Below are 9,783 nucleotides of genomic sequence, written 5' to 3'. Positions count from 1 at the left end.
CCTCGAATTAAATAACATATACAACTGCGAGGAGTAAAATGACGAAGCAGTCTCAAAAGTCAGGGATTCTTCGGCTTTGCCTCAGAATGACAATTATTTTTTCTCATAGCTCGCACCTTGCGGAGCAGCGGTTCTCTCTGTACGGCAGGATTCCCGATACCATTTTATGCCGCCTTTACCATTTTACCTATAATATATTGAAAACTCGCTTAAGTTCACCTAAAATGAGCGGGTATATCAGTTTTTACGGAGGGCGTAACAATCATGGATAAAGACAGAGTGTATCTGGATAAAAGCGAAGTTCCCAAGCAGTGGTACAACATTATGGCGGATATGCCCAAGCTTCCCGCACCCCCTATAAGCCCCGCAACGGGCAAGCCTGTTGCGCCCGAAGAGCTTCTTGCGATTTTTCCCCCTGCTCTGCTTGAGCAGGAAATGACAGATAAAAGATGGATCGACATCCCCGATGAGGTTCGCGAAATAATATCCCTGTGGCGGCCGTCGCCCCTTATAAGGGCAAGAAGGCTGGAAAAAGCCCTCGGTACGCCCGCAAAAATATACTATAAATACGAGGGGCTTTCCCCCGCAGGCAGTCACAAGACAAATACTGCCGTGGCGCAGGCCTATTACAACAAAGAAGCCGGAATAAAAAGGCTCACCACCGAAACAGGAGCAGGGCAGTGGGGCAGTGCGCTCAGCTTCTCCTGCGCGCAGTTCGGCATGGAGTGCAGGGTTTACATGGTTAAGGTCAGCTACTTCCAGAAACCTTACAGAAAAGCCTTTATGAAAATGTTCGGCGCGGAGATTTTCCCCAGTCCGTCTGAACTCACAAACGCAGGGCGTGAAGCCCTGAAACGCAATCCCGACATGCCGGGCAGTCTGGGTCTTGCCATAAGCGAGGCTGTGGAGGAGGCGGCAGGGCGCAAGGACACTAACTATGCCCTCGGCTCCGTGCTCAACCATGTCTGCCTTCATCAGACCGTAATCGGTCTTGAGGCGCAGAAGCAGTTTGCCAAGATCGGCGCTTATCCTGATATGATATTCGCATCATGCGGCGGCGGCTCGAACTTTGCGGGAATAGCCTTCCCCTTTGTTCTGGATAAAATGAACGGCAAAAACGTCACGGCCGTTGCCGTGGAGCCCGCAAGCTGTCCCACGCTGACCAAAGGCATCTACACCTACGATTACGGCGATGTGGCGAAGCTTACGCCCATTATGCAGATGTACACCCTCGGACATGACTTTGAGCCGCCCGCGATCCACTCCGGCGGTCTGCGTTATCACGGGGAGTCTCCTCTGGTGAGCGCGCTTTACAATCAGGGGCTTATCACAGCGCAGAGCGTTCCCCAGCTTGAGGTTTTCAACAGCGCGCTTATGTTCGCGAAGGAAGAGGGTGTGGTTCCTGCTCCGGAATCCTCACACGCCATAGCCGCCACAATCAAGGAAGCCCTGAAATGCAAAGAGAGCGGAGAGGCCAAAACCCTGCTTTTCTGCCTCAGCGGACACGGACATTTCGACATGATGTCATATGAGGCGTTCACCGACGGCAAGCTTGAGGACTACGCATACCCCGAAGCGGCGATTGCAGAATCCCTGAAACATCTTCCGGAAGTGAAATGAGAATACTCCTTCATCAGTGCTGCGCCCCCTGTTCAGTTTATCCCGTAAGGGAACTGAAAGAGGGCGGGCACGATATATGCGCATATTTTTTCAACCCGAACATACACCCGCTCATGGAGCTTTACGCCCGCTTTGAGCAGGCTGTCCTGTTCAACAGGGCACAGGGGATTGAAATGATTGCGGATGATACTTACGGCCTGACGGATTTCGCAAGAAACGCCGCCTACCGTGAGAATATGCGTTGCGCATACTGCTATTCATCACGTATGGAGAAAGCGGCGCAGACTGCGGCGGAGAAGGGGTTTGACTGCTTCTCCACCACACTGCTTTACAGCAGATACCAGAAGCATGAACTTATTATCGAAATGTGCGAGGCGGCGGCGAAGAAATACTGTGTGCCGTTTCACTACGAAGACTGGCGTGAAGGCTGGCAGCACGGCATAGACGAATCAAAGCGGCTTGAGATGTACCGCCAGAAATACTGCGGCTGCATATACAGTGAGGAGGATGCCTTCAAAGGGCGGCTGGCTAAGAAATTCGCCGGACTGAAAGAGGGGCTTTAGATGGGCGGAATTGGCAAAATTCTGATTGTTACGGGCATTGTCCTTGTTGTAGCCGGGGTGATATTCACTGTGGGCGGGAAGTTCGGCCTCGGCCGCCTGCCCGGTGACATAGCCTTTAAAGGGAAGAACTTCTCCTTTCATTTCCCTATAGTTACCTCCATCATAGTGAGCATTGTCCTCACTGTTATTCTGAATATTTTTTTCAGGAGATAAAATGAGCTGGCTTCTGTTTATGGATGAGAGCGGACATGACCACAGAACCATGCCCTATGAGGTAAGGGGCGGGTTTGCGATTCACTCCGGAAAACTATGGGCTTTTGTTAAGGATTGGCTTAATCTTGAACTGAATTATTTTGGCACACATCTGAAACAGTTTAATAAAGAACTCAAGGGATCTAAGCTTCTTGATAAAGACAGACTGAAGTGGGCAAGTATGGATTTGCCGCTTGAGGATGATGAACGAAGGAGTTTATGCAGAAAATTTCTGACGAAAGGCTTGGAGAAGACTAATCCTGCCAAAAAGGAATTTCTGGCTTATGGTCAGGCATCGGTAGGAATGGCCGGTTCGATAATGGAGCTCTTAAGAGAACATGAATGTTATCTTTTTGCCTCTGCTATTCCGAAAAATGTTCGCAAACCTGAAAACTTCGAATACGAGGATTATCTCCGCAAAGATCACGTTTTTCTTTTTGAACGGTTTTACTTTTTTCTTAAGGAAAGAAAAGAGCACGGAATCATTGTCATGGATGAAGTTGAGGAGTCGGAAGACAGAAGATTCATTAACAGACTGCATAACTATTTCCTTAAAACATCTGTCGGAAAGCAACGAAGCGGCATCATTGTTCCTGTGCCACTTTTTGTTTCTTCCAGTTTGTCATACCCGGTACAGGCAGCAGATGTATGTATATATCTTATAAATCAGTGCTTTCGTATTCCAAGCGCAGGGATGGATGCTCCTGTGAGGCAGGATCTGAAAGATTTTTCTGGCTGGCTGTATGATTTGCAGTTTAAGGGTGAGGCGGAAAAAAATGGAAGCAGTATATATATGTACGGGATAACATATGTGCCGGATCCCTACACAAGCAGAAGCAGATAAAAAGAAAGGAGACAATGCTTCACAAACCACCCGAAAGCAGTCTGTGAGCCGAGTCTCCACTTGTATTATGGTACAAAAGGGCATAGATGTCAAGGATACCTGAATGAACGGGTTTTTTAACGAGCTTATAAGGTAAATATATGAAATCATTCCGCAGAGAGCTTTTCTTTAACACCACAAAGCGCATGGAGTTCATCAACATCACCCGTGATGTGGAGAGGGCTCTGGCTGAAAGCGGCATACAGGAGGGGCTGTGTCTGGTTAATGCCATGCACATAACAGCCTCTGTTTTTATAAATGACGATGAGGACGGGCTTCTCACCGATTACGCAAAATGGCTGGAGGAGCTTGCGCCCCATGAGCCCCTCACCCGCTACAGACACAACCTCACAGGGGAGGACAACGGGGATGCACACCACAAACGCCAGATAATGGGCAGGGAGGTCGTTGTCGCCGTTACCGAAGGGCGGCTTGACTTCGGCACATGGGAGCAGATATTCTACGGTGAGTTTGACGGCAGACGGCGTAAGCGTGTGCTTGTGAAAATAATCGGCGAGTAGTGCCTGAAAGTCCGGTCTGCGATGCCGGTTATTATAATTAAAACAAGGAGTGTATTTTGCATCTTCATATATCACACAACGATCTTGACGGAGTAGGCTGCGGCATACTGATCAAGAAATACCTGAAAAACGTGAACACGCTGTACCTCAACTATAATGATGTTGATCAGGCGCTTGAGGAAGAGAGCGGCGGCTACGACGGCGTGATTATCACGGATGTTTCCCCATCCAAAAGGGCTTATGAGAGTGTGCTGGGCGAAACGGAAATAACCTTCATCGACCATCACCCCACCTCCTCATGGCTCAAGGGGAACCACGGCGTGGTGCATGACACCACGAAATCAGCCACAAAGCTCACCTACGAATGGCTTGAGGCGCAGGGGTACGATGTTTCCCCATATGCGGACTTTGTGGACTGCGTGAACGACTTTGACATGTGGCACATGAAACGCACTGACAGTCTCCAGATGAACATCCTCTTTATGAAGCTGGGTATAGACAGGTTCGAGGCAAGGTTTCTCGCCGTGCCCTCCGCCGAATTCGGCGAGAGCGAAACGCTCATTATCGAAATAGAAGAAGACAGGCGCGACAGATATATCCGCAACTCCGCCAAGTCCGGCTTTCAGTTTACGGATACGCAGGGGCGCAGTGCATATGCCGTTTTCTGCGAGGAGTACAACTCCGAAGTGGGCAACTACATCACAAATGAACTCGGCGTGGATTACGTGGTGATAGTCAATGCTCAGAAGAAGAAAGTCTCGCTGCGCTCAATCCCGGAGGTTGATGTGGCTGAAATCGCAGTGAGAAACGGCGGCGGAGGACACAAAAACGCAGCAGGATTCAGTGTGGATTTCGGCTTCGGCATGAAGTGTCTGCTCCGTGACATGGGGGTTTTTGAGTGAATGCGGAATTTGTGAAATCGGCAGTATTCGAGAAGGACTACCCCGAAAGCGCGCTGCCGGAAATAGCCTTTGTGGGGCGAAGCAACGTGGGCAAGTCGTCCATGATAAACTCGCTTCTCGGACGTAAAAAGCTGGTTAAGGTCAGCGCCAAACCCGGCAAGACCAGAACGCTTAATTTTTTCAATATTGATAATGAAATAATGTTTGTGGATCTGCCCGGATACGGCTTTGCCGCCGTCTCCAAGTCGGAAAGGGCATCGTGGGCAAAGTGCATAGAGACTTATCTCACCAAGAGGGACAACCTGAAAGCATGTGTGCTGATTCTGGACATACGCCGCCTCCCGTCCGAAGAGGATATGGACATGCTGAGCTGGCTTTCCGAGACGGAAACCCACACTTTGGTGATACTCACAAAAACAGATAAACTTTCAAACAATCAGATTGCAAAACAGGTTCGCCTTATTGCAGAGGAAGTGGGAATTGATAAGGAACATTTCTTTCTTTACTCGTCTCTTACGGGACACGGTAAAGATAATGTCTGGGAAGCGCTCCGCTCGGTCGCGGGTCTTTAAACTATTAATCGCATTTGTTTTTATAGTCTTTTTCGTATATTCCAACCTTTCCGCGCGTCTGCACACGCACACGGCGGAGGTTGCCTTTCTGGACGGAAAAAGGCTCATCGTGCCGCTGATTGACGATATTACTTCCGCGGAACGCTCAATAGACATGACAATTTATATGTTCAAAGCGGACAGGGACAAGCCCGCCGATACGGAGCTTTTGCTCCTTTCCCTTGAAAATGCCGCCAAAAGAGGCGTGAAGGTCAGGGTAGTGTTTGATGTTGAGGAGGATGAAAAATCCTTCCTCACCAAGGCGAACAGGGAAACAGGCGCAGCACTGGCTGGGGCCGGTGCGGTTGTTCTTTATGACAGCCCGAAAAAGCGCCTTCATACAAAAATGACAGTTATTGACGGGCGGATAGTCTATTCCGGCAGTCATAACTATACCTACAGCGCGTTTAATTATAATGATGAAGTGACCATGCGCCTTGAGTCGGAATCTCTGGCGGCGGAAGCCACTGAATATGTGGAGAGGTTTTTCAGGTGATCATCGGAACAGTGGTAAACAGCGCGGCCATAGTGGCCGGAAGCGTGGCCGGGCTTGTCTTCGGCAAGAGGCTGGGCGAATCGGTTAAGGACTCGGTGGTGAAGGTTGTGGGGCTTGCCGTGGCGGTTCTCGGCATTAAAATGGCTTTTGAGGATCATGACTTTTTCCCTGTTATAGTCTCCCTTGTTATCGGAACGGTAATAGGCGAGCTTCTGAACATAGAGGGCAGGCTGGAGCAGCTTGGGGAAACCCTGAGGAAAGCGATCAAGAGCAAGTCGGAGAACTTTGTAAACGGGTTTGTGACTGCATCGGTTATCTACTGCGTGGGCTCCTTCGCCATACTGGGCAGTATAAAGGACGGGCTTATGAATGATCCTAGCCTTTTGTATGTGAAAAGCCTTCTTGACGGCATAATATCGGTTATCCTCGCCTCGACACTGGGAATAGGCGTAATTTTTTCCGCTGTCAGTGTTTTTATTTATCAGGGAATATTGAGCCTTCTGGCGTTTAATTTAAGATTTCTTCTCAGCGAGCCTATGTACGTCAGCGCTATTTCTGTCACGGGCGGAGTAATTATTCTCAGCATCGGAATAGGGATGGCCGGCATAGCCAGATTCCGCACGGCAAACATGCTTCCTGCTATTTTTATCACTCCGATTTATGATTATCTGACTTTGATCCTGTCATAGCTGTGATAAAATTAGGTATGAGCGACAGCCGCTTCTGTGATGCTCCTGAACCCTGTGTGTGAAGGAAAACGGCGCATTGGGATTCTTCACTGCGTTCAGAATGACACTGAGAAGGGACGATGCTGCTGTTTAAGTGAGATTGCTTCACTTCGTTCGCAATGAAGGGTGTCACTGCGTGGAGCTTCAGCGGCGCGGCGGTCTCGCTAATTTGGCGTGCGCAGCGAAGCCGTGTTCATCACGGCGCGAGCGTGTATAAAAATCCGACAGGATGTACGGATTTTTATTATCAGGTCTCAGATGAATGAGGCACAGGAAGTGCCGACGCCGTGCGCAGCGAAGCCGTGTTTACCACGGCGCGAGCGTGTATAAAAATCCGACAGGATGTGCGGATTTTTATTATCAGATCAAGGAGGCAAGTCATGAAATCTTTAAAATCTTTTATTATCTTTCTAATCGTTGTAATTTCTGTCTGTATACTGATAACCGTAAACGCAAAAGCGGCTGACGGTGAAAAGGTTTTTACTTCTAAATGCGCCGGATGCCACAGCCTTGAGCTTGCTTTGAAAAAACAGTATGATCAGAAGAAGTGGGCTTCCACCATTGACAGAATGAAGGGCTTCGGGCTTAAAATAACCGGGAGCGAAGCCTCAGCAGTGGCGGAATTTCTCGCATCAAAGGAGAATAAATGAAGCATTTTGATATCATTAAGCCTGAAGAACTCAGCGACAACCCTTTCAGGCTGATCGGCAAAGACTGGACGCTGATCACGGCGGGCACACCCGATTCTTACAACACCATGACCGCAAGCTGGGGCGGCCTCGGTATTCTCTGGAATAAGCCCGCCGCAACTGTTTATGTGCGCCCCACCAGATACACTTACGGCTTTATGGAAAAGAATGATGAATTTACCCTCTCTTTTTTCAGTGAGGAGTTCCGCCCGGCGCTTAATTTCTGCGGCTCAAAGTCAGGCAGGGATTACGATAAGGCGCTGGAAACCGGGCTCACGGCTATTCCCGTAGGCGGTTCAACGGCATTTGAGCAGGCAAGACTGGTGCTTCTCTGCAAAAAGATATATTTTCAGGATATGGACAGCCGTAATTTTCTGGATGAAGGTGCAGAAAAATTTTATCCGGCTAAGGATTATCACCGAATCTATATAGGAGAAGTATTGAAAATATTCAGGGAGTAGCGATGAACCTTATTTATCACAGCCAGCTGCCTGAAAGGGTGGCCTCAGCCCAGAAGCATTTCCAGTCGGCCATGACTGACGGGAAAATGATTTTGCTTGCAACTGCTGCTGTTATGGTAGTAATTGTGTTTGTGCATATGTTTTTAGAATCAAGGAAGAAATGATATGTCTGAGAAGCTGTACATCTCCAGACCGGAGCCCACGGCAGAAGAGCTTGTAGCATCTATTTTCAGCTACATAGGCCTGATTGCAAACGAACACCGTCTGGATCAGATGCTTGTGATTCTGGCTGATATGGGGCGTGATCTTGTCGTGGCGGACAGGTGTACGGTCTGGCTGATAGACAGACGCTGGGACATCCTCTGGACAAAGGTTGCCCACGGGCTGGACAGGATAAGCATTCCTCTGGGAAGCGGCATTGCGGGGAAAGCCGCGGAGAATGATGAGGTGATTATCATAAACGATGCCTACAGCGATCCTCGTTTTGACAAAACCGTGGACATGCAGACAGGCTACCGCACAAGAAACATGATCGCAATCCCCTACCACGACCCGGAAGGAAACGTCATAGGGGTTTTTCAGGCTATAAATAAAATGACTGAGGAAGGAAAATTCACCGAGGAGGATGTGCGCAGGCTGATGCTGGCCGCTACCTACACAGGGAAGGAGCTTTCCACAGTGCTTATGCAGCAGGAGATAGAACACACGCAGAAGGAGATTATCTTTACCATGGCGGAAGCCGGGGAGATGCGCTCAAAGGAGACGGGCTACCATGTGAAAAGGGTTGCCGAATACTCCTACATTCTGGCTATCGGCAGCGGCATGAACGAAAAGGAGGCCGAACTCCTGAAAATGGCCTCGCCCATGCATGACATAGGGAAGGTTGCCATTCCCGATGCCATACTTCTGAAACCCGGCAAGCTTAATGATGAGGAATGGGAAGTTATGCGCAGCCACGCTGTTATGGGCTACAACATACTCAGGCATTCCGAAAGGAAAATACTGAAAGCTGCGGCAACGGTGGCACTCACCCATCATGAGAAATGGAACGGAAAGGGCTACCCTTACGGCCTTTCCGGCGGGGATATACATATTTTCGGCCGCATAACCGCCATTGCAGACGTTTTTGATGCCCTCGGAAGCGACAGGGTGTATAAAAAAGCATGGGAAATGGAACGGATTCTGAACCTTCTCAGGGAAGAGAGCGGAGAGCATTTTGACCCTGCTCTGGTTAAAGTATTTTTTGATAATCTTGATAAATTTATCACCGTAAGAGATACCTACAAGGACACGCCCGACGAGGGGCTTTGAAATTATGAACAAAAAAACGGCAGGTATTCTGCTTAACATACTCTTCGGCGTATGCCTTTTTTACACTTCCGCCTTCTTTTCCTGGACAGCTATGTCAAAATTTGACTTCGGCTATTCCTCCATGTACAAAATGCTTGATATTGACGGCATGGTGCGGAAATACGCCCCGAAAAACGCCGACAGCGAGAAAAAACTGTTCGTCCTCACCGATAGGGAGGAGCATGAAAGGCTCTTCGGTGAAATAAGCAGGGCAATCAACAGCGCGGGTGAAGGGCTTGAGAATATCGAGTTCAGGCCAATGATGACTGAGCAGTCATACAAACTCCTCACAACACCTGAAATTCAGCATCTTATGGATGTTTCGGATGTTGTTTTCTGGTTTAAGATAAGCTCATACTTTTTCATTGTGGCTTCCCTTTTCTGCATTATCGCCATGGCGAACCAGAAGATCCGTCCTGCGAGACCGATTATTGCCGTTCCGGTGACTCTGGGTGTTCTCTGCCTGAGCGGGTTATTGATTTATGCTTTCGGTGTAAAAGAGGTTTTCTACTTCCTTCATGAAGTGGTTTTTAAGGAGCACCAGTGGTTTTTTTATTATGAAGAATCCCTGATGACCGTTCTGATGCATGCTCCGGATATTTTCGGTTATATAGCCTTAATGCTTGTCATATTAGCATTTGTTTTTTATACTGCACTTATGTTTATAGCAGGTGTGCTTTTCAGCCTGAACAGAGGGATAAACTAGA

The 9,783-nt window shown here is 48.7% G+C and carries 13 protein-coding genes; all 13 read left to right on the top strand.

Annotated elements, in window-relative coordinates:
• Positions 1-264: 264 nt before the first annotated feature.
• The 13 genes from OSQ85_RS12915 to OSQ85_RS12855 all read left to right on the top strand — a co-directional run bounded on the left by OSQ85_RS12915 (position 265) and on the right by OSQ85_RS12855 (position 9,782).
• Positions 265-1,620, top strand: a complete 1,356-nt coding sequence (locus OSQ85_RS12915) for a TrpB-like pyridoxal phosphate-dependent enzyme (protein ID WP_265823649.1) — start codon at positions 265-267, stop codon at positions 1,618-1,620.
• Positions 1,617-2,183, top strand: a complete 567-nt coding sequence (locus OSQ85_RS12910) for an epoxyqueuosine reductase QueH (RefSeq protein ID WP_265823648.1) — start codon at positions 1,617-1,619, stop codon at positions 2,181-2,183. The genes OSQ85_RS12915 and OSQ85_RS12910 overlap by 4 nt, the downstream gene beginning before the upstream one ends.
• Positions 2,184-2,396, top strand: coding sequence for a DUF2905 domain-containing protein (locus tag OSQ85_RS12905; RefSeq protein WP_265823647.1), 213 nt, complete (start codon positions 2,184-2,186; stop codon positions 2,394-2,396).
• A gap of 1 nt (position 2,397) precedes the next feature.
• On the top strand, positions 2,398-3,279 hold the full coding sequence (locus OSQ85_RS12900) for a DUF3800 domain-containing protein (protein WP_265823646.1): 882 nt from the start codon (positions 2,398-2,400) through the stop codon (positions 3,277-3,279).
• Between the two features lie 140 nt (positions 3,280-3,419).
• A complete protein-coding gene (locus OSQ85_RS12895; RefSeq protein WP_265823645.1) occupies positions 3,420-3,839 on the top strand; it encodes a secondary thiamine-phosphate synthase enzyme YjbQ in 420 nt (139 codons plus the stop codon).
• A 56-nt stretch (positions 3,840-3,895) separates the two neighbouring features.
• A complete protein-coding gene (locus OSQ85_RS12890; protein ID WP_265823644.1) occupies positions 3,896-4,741 on the top strand; it encodes a DHH family phosphoesterase in 846 nt (281 codons plus the stop codon).
• A gap of 11 nt (positions 4,742-4,752) precedes the next feature.
• Entirely contained in the window at positions 4,753-5,313 is a 561-nt protein-coding gene (gene yihA, locus OSQ85_RS12885; RefSeq protein WP_265823643.1) for a ribosome biogenesis GTP-binding protein YihA/YsxC, read from the top strand.
• Positions 5,276-5,848 carry a phospholipase D-like domain-containing protein gene (locus OSQ85_RS12880; protein ID WP_265823641.1) on the top strand — a complete coding sequence of 191 codons (573 nt, stop codon included), beginning with the start codon at positions 5,276-5,278 and terminating at the stop codon, positions 5,846-5,848. The genes yihA and OSQ85_RS12880 overlap by 38 nt, the downstream gene beginning before the upstream one ends.
• Positions 5,845-6,537, top strand: a complete 693-nt coding sequence (locus OSQ85_RS12875; protein ID WP_265823640.1) for a DUF554 domain-containing protein — start codon at positions 5,845-5,847, stop codon at positions 6,535-6,537. The genes OSQ85_RS12880 and OSQ85_RS12875 overlap by 4 nt, the downstream gene beginning before the upstream one ends.
• 419 nt (positions 6,538-6,956) lie before the next feature.
• Positions 6,957-7,226, top strand: coding sequence for a cytochrome c family protein (locus tag OSQ85_RS12870; protein WP_265823639.1), 270 nt, complete (start codon positions 6,957-6,959; stop codon positions 7,224-7,226).
• Positions 7,223-7,726: a flavin reductase family protein gene (locus OSQ85_RS12865; RefSeq protein ID WP_265823637.1), complete on the top strand. Its 504-nt coding sequence runs from the start codon at positions 7,223-7,225 to the stop codon at positions 7,724-7,726. Before OSQ85_RS12870 ends, OSQ85_RS12865 begins: the two co-directional genes overlap by 4 nt.
• A gap of 165 nt (positions 7,727-7,891) precedes the next feature.
• The gene (locus tag OSQ85_RS12860; protein WP_265823635.1) at positions 7,892-9,037 is read left to right on the top strand and encodes an HD-GYP domain-containing protein; all 1,146 of its coding nucleotides are present in this window, start codon (positions 7,892-7,894) and stop codon (positions 9,035-9,037) included.
• Positions 9,038-9,041: 4 nt separating this feature from the next.
• Positions 9,042-9,782, top strand: coding sequence for a lipoprotein intramolecular transacylase Lit (locus tag OSQ85_RS12855; protein ID WP_265823633.1), 741 nt, complete (start codon positions 9,042-9,044; stop codon positions 9,780-9,782).
• The last annotated feature ends 1 nt before the right edge of the window (position 9,783 follow it).

The sequence above is a fragment of the Geovibrio ferrireducens genome, assembly GCF_026226615.1.
Classification (GTDB): Bacteria; Chrysiogenota; Deferribacteres; order Deferribacterales; family Geovibrionaceae; genus Geovibrio; species Geovibrio ferrireducens.
This window is presented reverse-complemented; position numbering and strand designations above follow the sequence as displayed.